At 57.2% G+C, this 21,594-nt stretch carries 1 protein-coding gene; it reads right to left on the bottom strand.

Annotated elements, in window-relative coordinates; translation table 11 throughout:
* Positions 1–76: 76 nt before the first annotated feature.
* Positions 77–21,325: a choice-of-anchor Q domain-containing protein gene (locus Enr13x_RS12630; RefSeq protein ID WP_197455992.1), complete on the bottom strand. Its 21,249-nt coding sequence runs from the start codon at positions 21,323–21,325 to the stop codon at positions 77–79.
* Positions 21,326–21,594 lie beyond the last annotated feature (269 nt).

Raw genomic sequence — 21,594 nt, 5'->3', positions numbered from 1 at the left:
ACGTCGCCAGCCTCCAGGCGAACACTTCTTTGGTTCCACCCATCGATTGAGTTGATTGATCCGTTTGGTGTCCGAACTAACCTCTTTTGTCGTCAGTTGAATCGGCGATCAGAAAGTCGTTGCCTGGGTCCCCGTAGAGACGGTCTCGGTCATCGTCAGAGAGGACCGTTTGGTTTGCGATCAGGACAATGTCAGCGTTCGTTCCAACTCCGCTTTGCAGGTTGCTGACACGAGTGCGGAACGCTCGGTCGCTCGTCCATTCGGCCATGATGGTATCCAATGCGATTTGGTCGTCGTCATAGAGGGAGCTTCCAGCAATCAGCAAGTCGTCATCTCGTCCGCCGTAGATCCGATCCTCTCCGATGCCGCCGATCAGGAGGTCGCGGCCGCGGTCTCCGTACAGCTGATCGTTGCCCGAACCGCCCAGCACAATGTCGTTGCCGCTGCCCGATTTGATCGTATCGTGGTCGTCTCCGGCATTGATCAAGTCGTCGCCGGATCCGGTTCGGATGTCGTCGTTGCCCGCACCGGTGATGATGATTTGTCGCCCGTCGCGAGTTTTGATTTTGTCACGCCCGTCACCGGCAGAGATTCGGTTATCGCCGTCGCCTTGGATGTCGATTTCACTGCCGCCGTGACCGACGTTAATGATGTGGTTGCCGCGGTGCAGGTGAAGTTCATCATATCCGTCGCCCGTGACGATTGTTCCGTCACCGTCGCCAACACAAATGTCGTTGTGACCGCCACCCGCGTTGATCTCAAAAACACCGTCATCGACGCGGATCTTGTCGTTCCCGTTTCCGGTCGTCAGGATGTGGATTCCATCGCCGGCGTCGATCTGATTGTTTCCTTCGCCTGCATCGATCGTGACGTCGCCGTCATCGATGCGGATGGAGTCGTTTCCATCACCGGTCACGATCGATCCGCTGCCGTTGTCACCATGAACATGGTTACGTCCATCGCCGGCGTCGATCGTGAACAATCCATCGCCAAAATGAATGTTGTCATCGCCGCTTCCGCTGGTGATGATTTCGTGACCGTCGCCCAATTGAATCGAGTTGTCGCCGCCGCCCGCTTGAACCTTCACCGGAACGAAGCTAGGACGCTGGACAGAGATCTGATCGTTGCCGTCACAGCTTCCGATCAGGATGGATCGCACTTCGCTCTTGGGGAAGTAAAGCCAACCAGTATTTTTTCCGTGTAGATTGTCACGAACTTTGATCTTGTCGTGGTACTGATGGATTTCGATCTCGTCACGCTGATCGGCACCGATGATGTAGAGCGTTCCATCAATCAAACTTGCCCCGCGAATCGCGACCAATTGAGTGCTGGTGTCGACTCCGCCGTCGTCGTCGACCAAAGTGAGTTTGATCTCGTAGACACCTCCATTTTGGTAGAAGTGGTTTCCGGTGAAGCCGCGATCGAGATCGGCAAAATCGTACAGAACTTCACTGTTCCCATCTCCCCAGTCGACCGTAACTTTGTGCGTATCGATCGAGCCGATGTCAAAGAAGGTTCCGTCCAAGTCCACGCTTCCATCGCTGTGGACGCACAAGTCAACCTGCATTGAATCCAGCGACTTCGTTTGCTGTAGACTGACGTTTTCAATCAACGAGCCGTGATCACTCGAACGGCTCAAACTGACGAACTGGAGTGTGTGCTCGCCCGCAAATAAGTCGAGTTCAAATACGTAACGCTGCAAGTCGGCCGAATCCGGATCAATTCGCTTGAACTCCTCGCCATCAAGCAACACCTTGAATCCATTTTTCGACGATTGGTGACTGGTGCGAGCGGCGTCAAATTCGAATTCGAATCGACCGTGAGTTTCGACACGGAACGAACGACCAATGACCGCGCGTTTGACGAGTTCTCCGCTGAAATCGTCGTCCGCAAACACGTCGTCTGGGTCGAAGGAGCGATCGATTCCTTCAATCGAATCTTGATTCAACACGATCCGTTGTCGAATCAAAACGTTGTCAACGACCGAGCCGATGTGTGGTGACTGGCTCAGACCGACAAGCTTCACGACATGCTCACCAGAGCCCAGATTAACCGATTCGGTGAACGTTTCGGGTGAGTTCACTTGTGGGTGAATTGTCATTAGCAAGTGGTCGTCAATGTAGACCGCGACGCCATTTTCGGAGGCCAAGCTGTTACGTTTCGCAACGTCGATACTCAACTCAATCTCTCCGTCTTGTTTGATCGTGAAGGTTTGACTCAGCTCGCGTCCCTGGTCCAGTTCCGCAACCTGATCGTTGCTGGCAACACCAGTGCCATGATCGCCTTCTTGAATTTCAATGGTTTGAACCAAACCGGTTGCCGTCCAACCTGGGATCTTGTCGCTCTTAAACCAGGCGTACTTCTGGTGATTCTGCCCTCGCCACTTAAGTCGAGGCGACTGTTCAAACTCTCCGTTGTCTAGCAGATTGTCGGTCAGTGCGGTTGCAAAAACCGCGTCGATCCTTGGGGCGACATTGGTAACCGTGACCGGCGTTGTTTTTATATCGGATTGACCATCGTCGTCTAGCAAATGAACGCGGATGGTGTACGCGTCGCTGGACGTCGCCGTTGGATTGTCGTCCAAGTACTGGTGTGTGAAGGTGAATGGCTGACTGCCCGTCTCGCTAGCGTCGAAGGTGTAGGTCTCTGTGTTGTTCGGCGAACGCGGATCGCCCCAGTTTACTTCGATCGTGAAGGAATCGAGTTTGCCCGGATCGATGATCGTTCCCCTTAGTGTCGCGACTCCATTTTCGTTGATTGCCGCAACTGGATTCAATTGCAATTCAGGCGCGACGTTATTGACGGTCAAGTCAAACGTCGTCGTGGTTGCGGCCCCGTCGCTGTCGGTCGCGGTGATTGTGACAGTCTGCGATTCGTCGGGACCGTCGCTCGTATCGAACGACCAGCTCCAAGTGCCATCGGCATTCTTGGTGACGGTACCGAGTGATGCGGCGAGAGTCACATCATCGCCACCCAAATCGCTCCAGTTGCCCGTGTTCGTCGCAGTCTGGCCTTCGTCGAGCGTGACGTTTCCGTTGTTGGAAATGTTTGGCGCGACGTTGTTGACGGTCAAATCAAAGGACGTTGTCGTTGCGGCTCCGTCGCTGTCGGTCGCGGTGATCGTGACAGTCTGCGATTCATCAGGGCCGTCGCTCGTATCGAACGACCAACTCCAGGTGCCATCGGCATTCTTGGTGACGGTACCGAGCGATGCGGCGAGAGTCACATCATCGCCACCCGGATCGCTCCAGTTGCCGGTGTTCGTCGCAGTCTGGCCTTCGTCGAGCGTGACGTTTCCGTTGTTGGAAATGTTTGGCGCGACGTTATTGACGGTCAGGTCAAAGGTCGTTGTCGTTGCGGCACCGTCGCTGTCGGTCGCGGTGATCGTAACGGTTTGCGATTCATCAGGGCCGTCGCTCGTGTCGAACGACCAGCTCCAGGTGCCATCGGCATTCTTGGTGACGGTACCGAGCGATGCGGCGAGAGTCACATCGTCAACACCCGGATCGCTCCAGTTGCCGCTGTTCGTCGCGGTCTGGCCTTCGTCGAGCGTGACGTTTCCGTTGTTGGAAATGTTTGGCGCGACGTTGTTGACGGTCAAATCAAAGGACGTTGCCGTTGCGGCTCCGTCGCTGTCGGTCGCGGTGATCGTGACAGTCTGCGATTCGTCGGGACCGTCGCTCGTATCGAACGACCAACTCCAAGTTCCATCGGCATTCTTGGTGACGGTACCGAGCGATGCGGCGAGAGTCACATCGTCAGCACCCGGATCGCTCCAGTTGCCGCTGTTCGACGCGGTCTGGCCTTCGTCGAGCGTGACGTTTCCGTTGTTGTAAATGTTTGGCGCGACGTTGTTGACGGTCAAGTCAAAGGTCGTTGTGGTTGCGGCACCGTCGCTGTCGGTCGCGGTGATCGTGACGGTCTGCGATTGGTCGGGACCGTCGCTCGTGTCGAACGACCAGCTCCAGGTGCCATCGGCATTCTTGGTGACAGTACCGAGCGACGCGTCGAGAGTCACATCGTCGCCACCCGAATCGCTCCAGTTGCCGGCATTCGTCGCGGTCTGGCCTTCGCCAATGGACACGGTAGAAGCATCCACCGTCAGTACGGGCGCGGGGTTCTCTGACACGCCGATCGGAACCTCGCCGGTGGTTGTATAGGTGCCATCAGTGACCGTGACCAGCACTCGGGCCAGGCCAAAGAATTCTTGGGCGGGATTGAACTGTAGCGATGCGATCAACGAGTTGAGTGCAGTAGGCGTTCCACTACGAACGATCGAGGCGGTAGACTCGCCATCCCAGTTCAGCGTTCCTTCTTGTGTCGAAACAGTCACTGTCAGCGTCTCAGAATCTTCATCGGCGAATTGGATTCCGGGGACAGCGACCGGAACATTTTCGGTCGTGTTGATGGAATCAGGCAAAGCCAGTTGGGGACGACGGTCCAGCGGAATCACACTGATCACGAAGGAAGCCGCGTCTTCCAGTTCACCATCGGTCACGGCGACGTTCACAACTGCTGTTCCGCCATCTTCGGACGCGGGAACAAACTCCGTATTTGACAACGCCGTGTTGACCTCGCCCGCCGTCCCGGTCAGCGTCAGCTCACTTGCATCATTTCCATTGAATCGGAATTGCCCGTTGAAGACCGAAAGGGTAACGGTCACGTTCGTCGAATCGATGTCATCAGCGGACACGCTGCCAAGCGAGTACAGTTCGTCATGGAGAATGGTCACGGTCGTTGACGGCACGTTGAGGGTGGGAGCATCATTGACGCTGGCAACTGCGACGGGAACCGTCAGGTCGGTGTAGGTCGTTTGACCATCCGTCACATCAAACACGAAGCCGGCCGGGCCGAAGTAGTCTGGCAGAAACATTAGCCGAACGGTGTGTCCGTCCTGCAAAAGCTGGGCCGTCGCGATTTCGGCAGACGCGGATTTCAGCGTGAATGTGAGTTGCGAAATCGAGGAGTCGATATCGCTGACGAAATTGAGCAGGTCGACCTCAAGAGCTTCATCCTCGGTCGCCGTGACTTGCTCGACATCGAGTTGATAAGGATCATCTACCGGGACAACGTCGATGGAAATGGTTCCCGAAGAAAACCCGCCGGTGATCGGCGGCAGTGTGACCCGTTCAAGATTTTGGACGGGGACATCATCACGCCCTCTCGCCGTGTCGACTTCGATGATTTCAGAAACGGCGGAGAAACGGAACGACGCCGGTCCGTTGAAATCGGGATCCGGAGTGAACCGAGCGGTCACGCCGTCCGCCAACAGTTCGACAGTTCCGCCTAACGCATCGAAGAGTCGTGTCACTTCGACAATGGGGTCAGAATTCGCGAAAGCTGCGATCGTGGTCAGGTCAATGTCGACCGGATCATCTTCATCGGATACTTGCACGGTGGCTTCGATCGGTGGAACGCCCCAACCGTCAACGAAGGCGTTGTCCAGGAACAGTGAGGATGGAGCGTTCGGGCGGGTGGCTGGGTCTCCGGAAACGAAATGGAAGTTGGTGTCCGGGAATTGTGGGAACAGCCCCACCTCACCGCCGAGGGAATCCGACGACAATCCAACGGCACTTCTCAGGTCAGAGTCTCGGAACGCCACTTCTGTGTCTTCGACATTCACGGTCAATCGACTCAGGTCTGCGTTGATTCCCTGTGGGTACACCGTCGCGTCGAAATGTTCATTCTGCAGGTCGATTGAATCGAGCAACAACTGGGCGTTGCGAACGTTGACATCCAACCCCGTCAAGCTTGCGGTCGTCGACGCGATCGCGATGTTTTCAAGGGTAACACTCGTTGCCTCTTTGCCAGCACCGTTCACCTCTACGACCTGGCGATCGAAAAATGGCAAGGTAAAGGTACTGTTGCGGATGGTCAGGTCGCCTCCAAATTCATCACCGGACTGCGAAGCGTCAGGAAGATAGAGGTTGGTCGCCAGGGTAACGTTGTCGAAACTGAGGGACTCGGTTGCAGAAATCCCCACAAGTTGCGACGTCGATTCACTGGTCAGCGTGATTCCGCTGATGCTGATCTTCAGGTCGGTTTGATCGTCGTTGTCAGAGAAATGGAATCCGGGCAATCCGTTGGCGCCAAACGCCAGTTCAAGACTACGGTCGGCTCGGCCTTCGATATTCAACGACTCCGTAATGGCGGCGATCGGGTTGGCGCCTGAAAAGAACGAAGCGTCCGCGATACGAACGTCGACGGCTGTCAGTTCGTCGTCAAACCGAATCGTGTCCACGCCTGGGTTTTGATTCGAGAAATCAATCGCCTCGACAAGACTCAGGTCGTTTTCGCTAAAGTCGCCGTTGTAGATGTTCTCACCAACGGTGACGATCAGTGTGACGGGTTGAGACTCGAAGGCCCCGATGTCGGTCGCGGTTCCCGACACACGATCAAAACCCGTGCCGCGTGCATCGGTCGTCAAACCCGCCGGGTTGGATCCGGCGTCGATTGCCGGGCTGTCGAATCGCAACGTCGCGACGGAAAGCTGTCCGCCAAGCGGCTGCAATTCGTCGAATCGAGGGTCAATCAAACCAGACCCACTGGCCGAGCCAATGAGGTTACCGTTGGCATCGGGTGTCCCCACGGGGGCTTCATTTAATCCGCCGGGATCGCCGTTGATGATCAGACTGTTGCGAATCGTCTGTCCGCCGGCATCGACAAAGCTGACAATGCTGCTGTCGATGGTCGCCGGGCCGGCAATGCCTCCGCCATCGAGTACAAAGACGTCTCCGGAATTCGAGTCTCGTTGTCGCTCGGTCCCCAGAATCGTACTGTTGCGAATCGTCAGCGAGTCGGCGTTGGAGACAACGCTGGCGAAATTCTGTCCGGCAATGGTCTGCCCAAGGATCGTCGTGTTCTCGATCAGCGTTTCGCCGGGTCCGTTGTGAACGATGCTGCCGTAATGGATCAACGACTCCGAAATTTGGAATCGGGCCCCAAGTTCAGGTGCAGCGGTGACCAATGGAGCGTTCAAATCTCGATAGAGAACAACATTGCTGAGAGTCGTGTTCTCGGTCGAAACGAGTTCGGTCGTGTTGAAACTTAGACCGCTGATGTCAACGTTTAAGTGTTGATTCGGATTCGAATCGGCGATCTCGAACTTGAACAACTCGATCTCCAGCACGTCGGCTCCAGGCCCCACGATGTTGACGTCATCGGTGATCGGTAGGTCACGGCCGAACGTTATCGTGTTCAACTGTTGTTGGATCGTGCCGGAAAGGTCGGCAGCAAACTCGATGGTGTTTGGCCCCGGGATCGCGTTCGCCAGTGAGATTGCTTCGCGCAGGCTGACGTCCCCTTCCGACAGATCACCGTCGGCTTCATCACGGAGGGTCGACACAATGATGGATTCCGGTCGAGGTTCCTGGCGTTCGACCGATCCTATATCGGGTCTTCCAATCGCTCGTGTAAATCCACGTTGGTCAGCGGCCGGCAAGAGAAACTCGCTGGCTCCCTGATTGATGAGCGGGCTGCTGTCATCCAGTTCGTGAGTTGCGGTGCTTCCGCCGTTGTATGTCAGCGGTTTCAGTCCGGCACCTGCCCCCATGAAATTGGAATCCAGTGCAAGTTTGGTGGGATCGCCGAAGTACAGGAATCCGGTCCGACCGTCGACATGTGCATTGTCGGCGATCACAGTATTTGTCAGCCGAGTCGTGCCTGTCCCCGTGTTGTTGACAAAGACCGTCTCGCCGATCGTTCCGCCCGCAGTGGCATCGTTGAATGCGACGGTGTTGGCGACCACGTCCAGATTCGACGTGCCATCAACCGTCGCGTAAATCGCGGAGGCTGGCGAAGTGCTGGCGTTGACCGCATTGCCGGAGATCGTGTTGGAGACCAGCGTCGCGTCGGCATCGTTGATCTGCAGCGAAATCCCGCCACCGATATCGGCACGGTTGCCAGCGATCGTGTTTGCATCGAATCGAACAGGGCCGGTCGATTCCACATGGATGCCGCCACCGACGCTTGCGACATTGCCAGACAGCGTGCTTTGCGACAGTTCAAATGTTCCTCCGTTATTCTCAACAGCGATGCCGCCGCCGTAGCCGGTTGCGGTGTTGTTTTCGAATTGAGCCAGGTCCACCATCAAGTTCGCGTCGTCGTTGAGGCTGGCGAAAAGTGCGCCGCCTGCGATCGCTTGATTTCCATCGGCGGTGAATGGGCTGAAACCGTCACGGGTCGTGATCGTTCCCCCATAGCTTTCCAGATAGACACCGCCGCCGTGACCTGTGGTTGACTGGTTGGCAGCCTGGCGTGAGCCCAGTCGCACGTCGCCATCGTTGTTGACGAGATACAGGCCGCCGCCATGCCCCGTGGCTTCGTTCCCGTTGAATCCCCAGGCACTCAAGTCAACCGAACCGCCAAGATTAAAGACCGCCGCACCGCCGCCGCGCTGGGACGTGCCGCCACTTGCAATAATGGGTTGGTTCACTCCGAGAGGATTGGTTGAGAACACGCGACCTGTCGGCTGATTATTCAGATACAGCGTTCCGCCGTCGGCTCCCGCTGAATTGTCGATGGAGCCCGCAAAGATGTCGGAGGCGACGAACTCAACAACACCGTGATTGACAATCGCGAACGCACCTCCGTTGCGGCCGGCTTCCGCACCAACGGCTCGCACACCGCTCAGCTGTAGTCGACCGGTTTGAGGAACAGTTGCGAAGATCGCACCGCCATCGAGCGTCGCTTCAGAATCGAAGAACGCAATGTCGTCGAGAGTCAGGTTCTCGTTGGAAAAGATGCTGCCGCCAAAATCTGCGAATCCGCCATTCAGTACCAGATCATCCATGAAGACTTCGATCTGATTCGCAACATCACCATCATCAAGAATGAACAGTCGATTCGCCCCACCCGCTTCAATGACGATTCGATCGGCTCCGAATTCATAGCCATCGATCGTGACGGACTGGCTGATCGCGTAGGGTGAGTTGGCCGTGATCGTGCCGAGTCCCGCAAACGTGATCACGAACGGTTCGTCCGGGTCGGCCGTGTTGGCAAGGTCTACGGCTTCCCGCAATGTTGTGCGGCCGTTTAATGGATCACCATCATTCACATCCGAGGCGAAGACCGGGTCACCATCAAACACGTTGACGACAAGTGAGTCAGACACACGGAGGTTGTACCACGTCCACTCGGAACCTCGCCCCACCGAGTCGATCGCCTGGACGCCGACGCGGTAGGACTGCCCCGGCACGAGTCCCAATCCAACCAGATCGATGGTGGTCGCCGACAAGCGGCTTTGACTTTCGAAAATCTGTCGGCCATCGTCCAGGGCTTTCGGACCGGTAAGGCTGTCCGACTCCGATTGCACACGAAGGTTGTATTCCAGCGTTCCGTCAAAATCAGGAGCGTTCCAGACCACGCGTGTTTCATCCTGGAATGTGTTGGCAAACAGACCGCTCGGAGCCGGTGGATTTCCGCGATCGTCAAACGTCGGGTCGACATTGCGGAACAGTTCGCCAGTGGCGGTACCGGCGGCAACGTTTTCTACGGCAAGCACATCCAGTCCGCCGCCCTGAGATATCTGTGCGACGGTCCACGAACTCAGATTCAGCGGCGCAGTGATTTCCCGAGCGGACTTCGGAATGTATTGCCCCGCTGCGGTCTGAATCAGCAGTTGTGTGTTGCTGCCGCTGAAATTGGCCGCGTCCCCAAAGTTGTCATGAATCAACAGGTCCCGGTCGGAATCGCCATCGTGGTCGTACCACAGCAGACCGTCGATGGATCCGTTGTTCTGATAAACCTGGGTGAAGCTGCCGCTTGTGTTGTGGAAGATTGAAACACCTGATTGCTCCGAGTCAATCAGAATGTCAAGGTCGCCGTCACCATCATCGTCACCGAATTCCAGCGTTCCATTTCCGACACGAGGAAACACGAGGTCGGTCGCGATAAAGTCGCCATCGACATTGCGGTAGATCCGACTACTGTTTCCGCCGCCGACCAGCAGATCGAAATCACCGTCTTTGTCGTAATCTCCGAGATCAACCTGCCGTGCATCACCGAAGCCAGCCAAAATTCGCGAATTGACACTGCCGTTGGGGCCAAATTCAATGATCGCGGGTGTCGCGCCAATCCCGATGACGTCGTCCGTACCATCGCCGTTCAAATCGCCCCAGGCCACACCGCCGCCACCGCCAACGGTGGCCGCGTAAAGACTGAGTTGCCCTGTGGAGGGATCGGTTGTATAGACCTGGGTCAGGCCGGCACGTGAAATTGCCAGATCAGGCGTGCCATCGAGATTTGCGTCCCCCCATGCGAAGCCCGTGATCGAATGGCTATCGGCGATTTCGGTGACGTACTGAAGTCCGTTCCCCTGATCGATTTCGTTGCGATAGATTTGAATGCTGTTGAAATAGCCTGCCTGCTCGCGGGAGGTGTGAACGGCGACATCCAGATCGCCATCGCGGTCAATGTCGGCCCATTCAAACCCAGCCGCTTCGGTCAATCCAAAGCCATTGCCTGGGATCAAATTTGTATCCACAACCGGTGTGAGCGCGGGCAGGTCCAGTTGCACGTTGTCATCCTGGTCGATCGTCACCGTGCCCGGCGCGTCAGGCGGCAACTTCAGCTTGTAGACGCTGTCAACCGGAATGGAGCCTGTTCCGAACACGCCGTAATTCAGCACTTCCGCACCGCCGTTGAAGCCGAACAGATACGCGTTTAATGTCCGATTGACATCCTGTGTCAGTGCTTGGAACGACTGTGGAGTCGTTGAGCCAAACGTCTTTCGCACCTGAACGGGCGGCTCTGCACCATCGTTCACCTGAGCGATGGCATCAAGAAGCCGAACGTTCAAGTCGCCACCGGCAACAAGTGCTTCCACCTGGGGAAGGAAGAACGTTGGTGGCACCTTGCGGAGTAGGCCCCGGACGTCCACGTCGACGTCCAGACCCGCCTGGATCGAAAGGGTGGCAGGGGCATCCTGAACGCCGTTGGTTCCGGCTAACAGAAATGTTTCGACCAGTTCGATCGGTGCGAACCCAAGCACGCTTCCATCGGCTTCAATGTCAAGCTGGTTCGTACGGACTGCCGCGTTCCACCCAAGCGAACCGGATGTGGCAACATTGGTCGAGCCGATTGGGTTGTCGATCGCGGGTGAAGCGTTAACGCCGATGAGACTCAAATTCGACGTCGCCACATCGATATGAATCTCGGTAGGCGAGTAAATCCGCTGTACATCAAACGTCGTCGACACCGGCATGTTCTCGATATCGAAATGAATCTCCGGCTGGTCTGATCGATACGGAACGATGCTCTGGACGTAAAATAATGCCGCTCCACTATGTTGAACATCTATGTCGATCGAATTCAGCGATTCCACGAAGGTGAAGACGGGGGTTTCGTTCGCTGTCGTGAACCGCGATTCAACCGGCGTCACGCCATCGAATGGGGGAACCTGATTTGCGGAGAAGTTGACGGTTCCGCGCGGGACGTCGCTGAGCCGGATAGGCGCTGTGCCTTGAAGTTGGCCGTTTTGATAGAACGGCGTGATTCCCGATTCCCTGACAATGTTTCCGGCCGCGTCGATCTCCAGCTCGTAATCCTTGACCACGTCCTGAATCGTCACATCGGCAAGCCAAACGATGTCGCGAACCGGATTGAAATCACCGCGTTCCCGAACACTTCCGAAATCGATGCCGCCGCCTTTTTCGCCTCGACGGTCGTAATTCACGACGTTTTGGATCGCGTCGACGTTCAGGTCATTCGTCGTGATTTGAGCGTCTGGGTTCGTCCAAACACTGGAGAAACTGTCAAGATCCACAATGCTGGTCGAGTCTGAGTCGCCAAACGCACCCGCGCCGACCGCCCTCGAGAAGGAAGACGCATCGACGTGTTCATGGGTCGCCAGCAAGTCCACCTGAGAACGTCCCGTCACGCGTGCGCCGGAGCCGATGGTGACGTTCGCCGTGTCAAGGATATCCACGTTGGCGACGGCATCCGAATCCGTCCCAAACCCGGCGGCGCGGCTGTTCGATTCCATTCGCGCAAACAGGCTCGGTGTCCGTCCAGCCAGCCGGACGACATCCGCTTCGATCACCGCGCCCGGCTGCACGTCGGTTTGCGAAAATGCGATCGTGCCACCGATTTTGATGCCCTTCAAATCAGGCGAGTCTGGATCGCCGGGTGAGTTGCTCGATTCTGAATCGGCACCCAGACCGCCCGAGTTCGCATCGGACCTGCCGAACGCAAACAGGAAGGACCGCGCGTCGACATCGATCGTTCCGCCAGCCCGCAATGTCGAGTTGGGACGAATGCTGTTGGCGACATGGTAGTCAACCTCAAGCGTCGTATTGGCTTTGACGACGCTGATCACTCCGCCAATGTTTGCTGACGCGTCGCCGTGTTGGTTCATACTGGCGTCAGCACTCACGGTGATGTTGGACGTCGCATTGAGCATCGAGCCCGGCTCGATCAGGTTCAAGACTTGAGCAAATTGGTTCAGCGAGGCATCCACGGCGCCCGCCGCAAAAATGCCGCCGCCCGCTCCGGTCGTCAGCACTTCGCCCACCGCTGCCGCCTTTCCGATGATCGTGATGTCGCCGGCCGACAGCTCGGCCCCCTGACCAATGCGGTTGGTCAGGGTCGGTGTGACGCTGGAAAACGAATCCGCGTCCTGCACGGTGATGGCACCGCCGGCGGTTGTAACGCTTGCCGCGGTCGTGTATCCGTCACCGGACTCCGCCTTCGAGCGGTCACTGCCGACCAGATTGGCTGGAGCCGACGAGGAAACCTGGATCGTCCCTCCGGCGTCGATCACGGCCGCATCGCCAATCTCTGATCGCACGGATTGATTGGTGGTCGCTCTCGCGTCAAGTGAGCTGACCGTCACCAAACCGCCGGCGCCTCCCCGGGCACTCGCATCCGCTTCCGCAATCCCGATGCTAGCCAATGTCACATCACCACCAGACGAAATCGTTCGACCGGGCGTCACAGTCACCGAAGTCGACGACTCTGCCAGCGCGGTTGCCTGCGAGACGTCCACCGTGACGGTTCCCCCATTGCGAGTTTCCACGATCGTCTCGACGCGATCGTCGGTCTGCGCGGACACGTCCAGATCGCCGCTGGTTGTCACGTCGCTGTCGATGATCGAATGGGTCTGTCCGGCGGCGGTCGCCGATGTAATGGCGGTCCCCACGTTCAACACTGCTGCAACCGCTGTGCTGCTGACCGAAGTACGCGAATCGTTGACAGCTCGACTATCCATAGCAATGTTGGCGGCGGAGATCGAATCGCCGAGCAGTTGCGTCTGAGTCAGAGTGTCGATGGTTGCCGTGGGTGTTCCTACCGAGACCGCAATCAACCCGACATTGGTGTTGCGGGTGTTCGCTTCAGCAGTATTGTTTGAAATCGCGTCGATCGTCACGGCGTCGGCAACGTCAACAATGGCCCCTTCACCGACGCCGGCGATTGTTTGGCCGCCCACCTTCGCATTCAAGACCAATCCACTGACGGTCAGCCCGCCCACCAGGACCGAAGACAACTCGCTCAGGACGGTCGATTCCGATTCAGCCGTCAGATTCAGCGAGCCACTGTTGAGGACGACGTTCGCGGCCGGATCGATGGTCGATAGCGTCGAACGCCGGATGTCCATCTCCAATAGAGCAGCGCCTACCGCCAACGCGCCGGTTCCGTCAACACTCGCCTGAGGTTGCCCCGAGTTGGTGTCCTTGGCGAACACGTCCAGAAGTCCCACGTCAAACTGACTTCGTCCACCGACCCCGGCTTGGGTTCGTCCGCCTATCAGAGCTTTCGATTCAATCGCGCTGATCGCGAGACCTGCACTGCCCGAACCAGCACTGGTGTTTGGATTCGCATCGGAAACGGAAGTGGCGTGGACTCGTACATTCTGACCTTGAGCGGTCAGGTCGACATCGGTCAACCGCGCGTCGGTGGTGACCTCGATTTCCAGCCGGGATCCAATTCCGGCGGCCGCCGCACCGCCCAGCGGGACGGCACCAGCCGTTCCGACGGCAATTGCCTGGGTGTGGATCGACGGAATCGCAACAGACGTCACGTCGACACCGCCAGCAGCAACCTCCAACGTGGACTGGCTGATCTTTGATTCGACTTGGTTTTGGACTACGTTTTCCGCAATGGCCACTCCGACCGCAATCGATGCGAATCCATTCGCGATGGATGCCGTATCGATGACTGCGTCGATGGATGATTGATCGTTTGCCGCGACGCGGATGGGGCCACCGCTTTGAACAGTGGCGGCCACCAAAGGATTGTTGGCACCAGAATCCTCGATTGAGGCCGACGTCCGTGTGGTAATCGTGTTCCTCGCACTTGTCTCGCCAACCGAAACGGCGCCGCCGATAAGAGCAGCCGTTGACGCGGATGCCGTGAATGTCGTGGCGTCGATATCGCTCTGTTCAGCGGCCGTGACCGTGATGCCGCTCGTTGAGATCAGCGAGCTGAGTCCGGTGATCGTGGCGCTAACCGTATTACCGATTTCATTTTTCGCCGTTGACCCCGACACATCCACACTGGCGGCCACCAAAGCCGCAGAGATCGAAACGGAAACAGCGCCGGCGGTCGAATCAATGACCGACTGGTCGTTGGCTGTGACTTGGACAGCGTCCGCCGAAACCGAACCGCCCGAAATCAAAGCAATCACATCCTGACCAATCCTGTTGGCGACATCGACACCAGCACCACTCGTAGCAACGCCGGCGATCGCTGCCCCTGCAACGGCAACCGAGCCGGCACCGACTTCAGCACGAATCGTCTGTTGGGCCTTGGCATCGACGGAAAGTTGGCCACCAACGCTGAGGGTTGAATCCAAGATTTGAGCTCGCACTCCAGCGCTCTGTTGAAGCCCACTGGAGTGAAAACCGATGCGGTTCTCTGCGACCGAGACTCCGACCGAAGTTCCTACACCAGTGATTCCCGCCGCGCCGACGGCTGCCGACGCGGCAACGACCGTCGCATCGATGCTGGCCTTGCTGATCGCGTCCATGTCGAGGTTGGTGCCGACCGAAATTGAACTGCCCGAAATCAACGCATCGGATTCCGTGAGGATGATGTTCGTCGCTCCCGATCCAGCACCCGAAACGCCAACTCCGGCGATTCCCGCCGCGCCTGTCGAGACGGAAGCGGCAACGGCGGTGGCGGAGATGGTGGTTTCATCCGGATGGGTCGACTGGACTTCGGATCGAACAATCAAATGACCGGTCGTCTGAAATTGTTCCACATCGATGATGGTGGCGCTGACTTTGTTGGCGACGTGATTTTCCGCAGACGAGAAACCAACCGAGAGTCCGACTCCGGCCACCCCCGCCCCGCCCACTCCGGCACCAATTCCGATTGCCGTTGCGTCGATCGACGACTCGTCTTTGGCGGTGACCGAGGCGTTGGTAACGTTGATTCCAGAATCGTCGCCGCTGATGAATCCGCGGACGGATGTGCTGATCCGGTTGACCGCGATCGAACCTCCGATCGCACCGCCGACCCCCGCCGTGCCGCCTGCGCCGACCGCGATGCTGCCGCCCAACACCAGCGAATCGATTTCTTGTCGCGCACTGGCTGCGATCATCAAATCGCCACCCGCATCGATGCTGGTGTCCGTCGAACCGGCCCAAACGACGCTCGCGTTTTCGTCCAAACTGAGTGGCAACCAAACCGACGTGTCGTTGTAGCTGAGCAGTGAAAGATCGACTTCCTGGTTCAGATCTTCACCAAGATAGCGATAGACTTCGCCTTGGCGCGGTCCATCGGCAATGCGAACCGTTCGATTGCGAGCGAGCGAGGAGACAACTTGATCGCTTTCATAGTCACTGGCGATCGCCGCTGCGTTGGGATCCCAGCCGATCAAGTTCCTCGCCACGGAGGCGCCGACCGATGCGCCCACGCCGGCCGTTCCACCGGCACCGACTCCGACAGCGATCGCCAGTACTTTCGCATCGATCTTGGACTCGCTGGTTGCGGTGAGACGCACGTCGCCAGTGGTCTGGATCTGACTGTCGATGAGCTGCCCGCGATTCATCCCAAGGATCACGTTGGTCGCTTCAGCACCAGAGCCGGCAACCGCAACTCCCCCGCTCGCCCCCACCCCGACTGCGACCGAAGCAGCGAACGCGACTGCGTTGATGATCGAATTAGACGCAGCGTCGACAAAGACTCCGGCGACCTCGCGGGTAGAACTCGTCAGGTCAATGTTTGCAATTCTCGCGTCGACGATCGTGTCGATCGTATTTCGCCCGATCCCCACACCCACGCTGAGAGCACCTCCGATTCCACCGCCGGTCACAGCGACCGCGACGGAAACGGCACCGGCGGTGGCGCGGACCAGCGACGTATCAGTCGCCTGGACCCTGACGTCCGAGGCGCTGACATCGGTAGAGTTGCTGAAGAGTGCCGTCGCATCAGCGGCGATCTTGTTCGAGGCGCCTGCTCCGGCACCCGCCAAAGACAAACCGGCTCCTCCCGTTCCTGCCGACACCGCAACCGAACCGGCAAACACAAGCGAGCCGATGGACTGTCCGGTGCTCGCCGAGACGGAGACTTCACCGCCGACATCAATCGCGGATTGATCGACGAGAGCAGAAGCCACTGCGGGTTTACGATCGCCGCTTTTGTCAAATCCAATGAAATTTTGCGACGCAGCGGCACCGATGGCCGCGGCTGCACTGGTTCCGCCCGTACCAACCCCGACTGCGATGGAAGCCGCAACGATCGTCGAAACAATCCCGCTGGTGTTCGATGCTTGCACATCCAAGTTACTTGCCGCAGTGATATCGCTATGCTTCACGTGGGCCATGGTCTCGGTCAACACGACGTTGGTCGCGCCGGCACCTCCTCCGCTCAGTGCGATACCTTTCTCACCGGCAGAAACGGCGACGGATGCTGCGACGGCGACTGCTTGGATGTTGGTTCGTTGAACTTCCAAGGTTCCCGATTTATTGCGAATCGTCCAAGTCTTGTCGTTGATCGGATCAATGACAGCCCAGCCGTCGCTTTCGTCCAATTGTTTGACGTAAGCCTCGTCGTCGAGTGATTGTCCGTGGTCACGGAACTGCTGAATTAGCTTTGCGGTCAGCAGCCGATTGTTCGCTTGGTCAAGGTCAAATTCATTCGCGGCTGTCGTTTCATCATCCGATGTTTCCGTGGAAGCATCGTTCAGCTCCTCGACGGTGATCCCGCCGGCCCCCGTCTGATCCAAATCGAACAGTCGCTTTTCTTCCGAGCTCGCCGAAACGGTTACCTCGCCACCTGAATCGATGGTGCTGGCTTCAACGATCGCTTCGACAGCTCCGGAAATGACGTTTTCGGCTGCCGAAACTCCAACCGCGATCGCTGTCGTTGCATCGTCTTCGGGAGTGCTCACCGCGACCGCACCGCCGATCGTGACGGAGCGAATGAACGACACATCATTTGCGTCGATATCAACATCGCCAGCTGCATCGATCTCGCTACCGCCGGCGACGCTGGCGCGAACATCGCTATCGATGTCATTGAGCACGATGGACGCGCCGACCGATGCCCCTTTTGAAACGCCGACGGCGCCACCGATCGATTGAATATCCGCTCGGTTTTGGGCACCAGCCACAATCGGACCGCCGGCAGTGATCTGGGCGTTGGTCAAATCCGTCGCGGTGGTTGATTGAATCCCATTTTTCACAAATTGTCCAGCCACGCTGTTGTCTGCGGTGACCGATCCGCTGACCGCGTAGGATTGGATCTCGGGGGACGTGTTTGCGGTTGCCAACACGCGGCCCGAAAAATCCAAGGTCGCGTTGCTGACGGTGACTTGAGTCGTCGCGACCACGTCATTCTCGGAGTACGAACCGGCAAGCCCGGTCGAGTTGGGATTATTGTTGACAACCACAGCACCGGAAATCGCCAGAATCTCAGTACGGTTCGCAGGACGCACTACGGAAACAAACGCATCCGAAGTGCTCTCATTGGTCAGGCGTGGTTGAATTAGAACCAGTACTGCACGTTCGAGCACAATTTCATCCGGAGACACCTCGGCAATGATGTAGGTTTCGTCGTTGCTTGAAGATCCACTGACACGAATTTTCTGACGTTTGCGGAAACCGTCCGCGATCCAACTTCCGCGCGAGCGCGTGATACGATCCTTTCCGGTGGGGTTTGGATTGTGCACGAACGTGATCGTTGGCGCACCGTTGACTGCGACGACGACCGCAGCGCTGGCTTCGACCACTTCATCGACGACCGCGCCGTCGACAACCACCTCATCGTCGCTGACCGAAACGACCTTAAAGAACCCGTCGTTGCTCGCCGTGTCGGTGATTTCGATCGTTTGTCCAGGACGATAGCCTTCTCGCAGCCAGCTGCCACCTTCACGCCGGATCGAATTGGCTGATGCCTCAAAACGGAAATCTGCGGTGGTGTCCGGCAAGCCGTCACTGTTGGCGCTGAAGAAACCGTCTGTCGCCGTCACGTTGGCACCATCGGCGATCACCGTTCGCGTCTCCGCATCGATGTCATTTATCGAAGCATCGCCGGCAACATTGACGTTCAGCGTCTTGCTACCAACATTTTGCTCCTCGCCCTTACCGGCTGTGCTACCGGCCAGGGCCAGCGAAAAGACCGCGTCGTTGGAAATCGCATCCATGGACAGGTTGCCGCCAACGCTCACTTCACCACTGCCGTCACCGGGGATTGTTCCCGTGACGAATTGAGACTGATCGCCGATGACGGCTAGCGTCTTGGTGTTCAGGTCGGACACGGCGACGGAAGCACCAACGCCAACGCTGGCACCCTTGGATTGGCTGCCGGCCAAATTGAAGATTCGCGGTGTTGTGGTCGCCTGGATCCGTAGATCACCACCGCTGCTCACGTCCGCGAATTCGTCGACGATGGCAATGCCGGAGCTATTCAATAGCACGGCGCCTCCCGATCCAAACACACCAAGGTTTTGTGTTTTTCCGCGTGATTCGGCGACGGAGACGATTTCTTCAGAGGTCGTTGCCAGAACGTTGATGTCATCTTCAGCGTCGACTTCGGCGGCTTGCCCGATTCGAGCGATCGCTTCGTTATCGATTTGCAGAACGGCAACCGCTCCGCCAAATCCGGCTTTGGGGTCCTTCACTTCGCGCAGTTCACTAATTTTCGCTTTCGCACTCTTGCGGGCTGCCAGCGCCAGCAAGTCATACTCCGGCAGCTTCGCAGTTCCCATTTTGTCCAGCAGCCCATATTTGACATCGCCTCCGACCAGGCTTCGCACTCGGACGTCCGTTTCGGCAAACACGTTGACGGACTGGCTTGGATCAGGCGAAACGACAAATTGATTGACGCTTGCTCCGTCATCGATCGTCGCGTGAGCGGCATGGTCCATGACCATCATGTTGAACGCGCCCGCCAAGCCAAATTCGTCACCGCCGCTGGCATTGCGAGCGAACCCGTTGAAGATTTTTGTGTTGATCGAGTTTGTGATGTAGTCAACGATCTCTTGAGGATCCGAAAAATCGATCTCTGGCACCGGCATGGTCACAGTCGCCGTCACATTGGTGTCCCCTGTCGCGTTCGTCACCGCGTTCGATTTGATCGTCGCATCTGCGGACACGTCATACCGGCCGAACGCGACGGCCCCTCCGATCGCCACGCTGTCGGATGTGGTTTCGCCATTCGCTGCCAGCGACTTGCGGTCTAGCACTTCGGCAGTGACATTCAGGTCTCCAGCGGAGACGATTGCAGTGCCGGAAATGTATGCGTCGACATGATTGTCCACGTCCGCCACGGCGAATGCACCGGACAAATTCAACTTTCCCGTTTCGAGAAGTGGAAACGTTTTGCTAATGACTCTCTTTATGAAAAAGCTGTCGGCCAATTCCCCAATCACGCGATTGGCAACGGCTCGACCATAGGCATCAACGGTATTTTGAACTTGAGTGAAGAACGCTCCCGTATTGCCCAGTGCGCGGGTGTCCGATTCGACGAGGTTGTTCACACCGACGCTGGATGCGGTCACATCGACGCTGCCGCTGGCCGTGGCAATGCCAGCGATGTATGCATCGGTGGCCGAATCAAAGATCCCAAACGCGACGGACATGCCGAGTCCGCCCCCTCCCTGCCCAAGCGTCGCCGCGGTGGTCGCCAGGTCATGCTCCGATTCGGCAGCGACGGTAATGTTGTTCGCTCTTATCTCAGTATTGGGGCCGGTGTGCGCATCGGTGTTTGAAGAAGCGACCGAACCAGCGAAGGCGATGTTAAAGGGAGTGTTCTTTGCGTTCAGCATCGCCGACGCGGAAATCGTATTGCCCGAACTACTCGTCAGGCTGAATTGATTCGCTTGTACGGTGGTTCCTCCCTCAATGATTGCGTTCGATGTTGCATGAGATGCCGCATAGACCGCGCCGATCCCAAAGACGTGTTTGATTGCGAATCCCGGAAAGAAGGGCGTGGCTTTGGATTCCGCTGACGATGCAATTTCGACGTTACCGGTCGCACTGATGGCGGTCGTACCGTCGATCAACACGTTGGAGGTTGCATTCGAAATCGTCGCGATTGCCGAACCTTGGAAACCCAACAGACTATCGACGATGTCTTCTGGGTTGGGGATGATCGCAGACGCACTGACGGTAATGTCCCCGACTGATTCGTCAACCAGAACCGTTTCCGCTGCCAACGTCAATGTCGTCTCGGTTACCTGTTCGACATAGTACGCACCATCATTTGACGCACTGCCGACGACATCCAACGAGTGTCCCGGAACAAAGCCATCAGATAGCCAGCTTCCCTCGCTTCGCGTGATCGTGCTGACACCACTGGGATCGCTAGAAAATGTAAATGTCGGATTCCCGCTGACCGTCACTTCTTGGATGTCAGCCAATAGCGACGTATCGGCATTGGCTTCGATGACAATCTTTTCAGCCTGGATGTTCGAGCCGAAAATATGGATGTCGGCGGTCGCATCCTTCTTAAACCCAAAGACGCCTAACCGGTCTAGCGCCGTGGCTTTGATCGACAAGAACTGTGCCGCGATAAATGCATTCTGAATCCGGACGATGGCTGCTGGTTCAGCAGAAGCGTTCGCCCGAACAATCGAACTGACCTCGGCATCAAGATGGATGTCCCCCGCCGAAAGGTCGGAAAGAGGCAGGACCACAATTTCTTCACTCAAAACAGTCAGATCAATCGCGCCAAAGTCCAGATTGCCTTCGAAGCGAACAACATCGTGTCCGCCACCGGCATCGATCGTGACGCTGGTTGCATCGTTCGGAATGGGAGTAAGATTCCCATCGCGATCAATGACAATGCCACCAGCTTCCTCACGGACAACAATTTCATTGGCCAGCAAAGCGGGCAGAACTTCTAATCCAGACGGATACTCGAACGGCTCGGCGGCGAGCAAACGACGATCCTCTAGCGACTCAAGGATGCTACGTCGACGGTTTCGAAGCGACCTACCTAGTCTGGGGGCGTTTAAAAATCGATTCGGTTGCCTTTTTGAATGACGACGTTTGCTCATTGACCTGCTCCCCTCTTGCCGCGTCGGACGACGCTGAAATGACTGCTCGGGGAGAACAAAACGATTGCTGACGCAAAGTCATTTGAAATCCAAAAAAAACTGAATCTTCGACTCAAGTGTGTCGTCCACCGCTGAAGCAAACAGAGAATCAG

Origin of the sequence: Stieleria neptunia, assembly GCF_007754155.1 — a bacterium.
GTDB lineage: Bacteria > Planctomycetota > Planctomycetia > Pirellulales > Pirellulaceae > Stieleria > Stieleria neptunia.
Note: the sequence above shows the minus strand (reverse complement) of the source record. Positions and strands in the feature narration are given on the sequence as shown.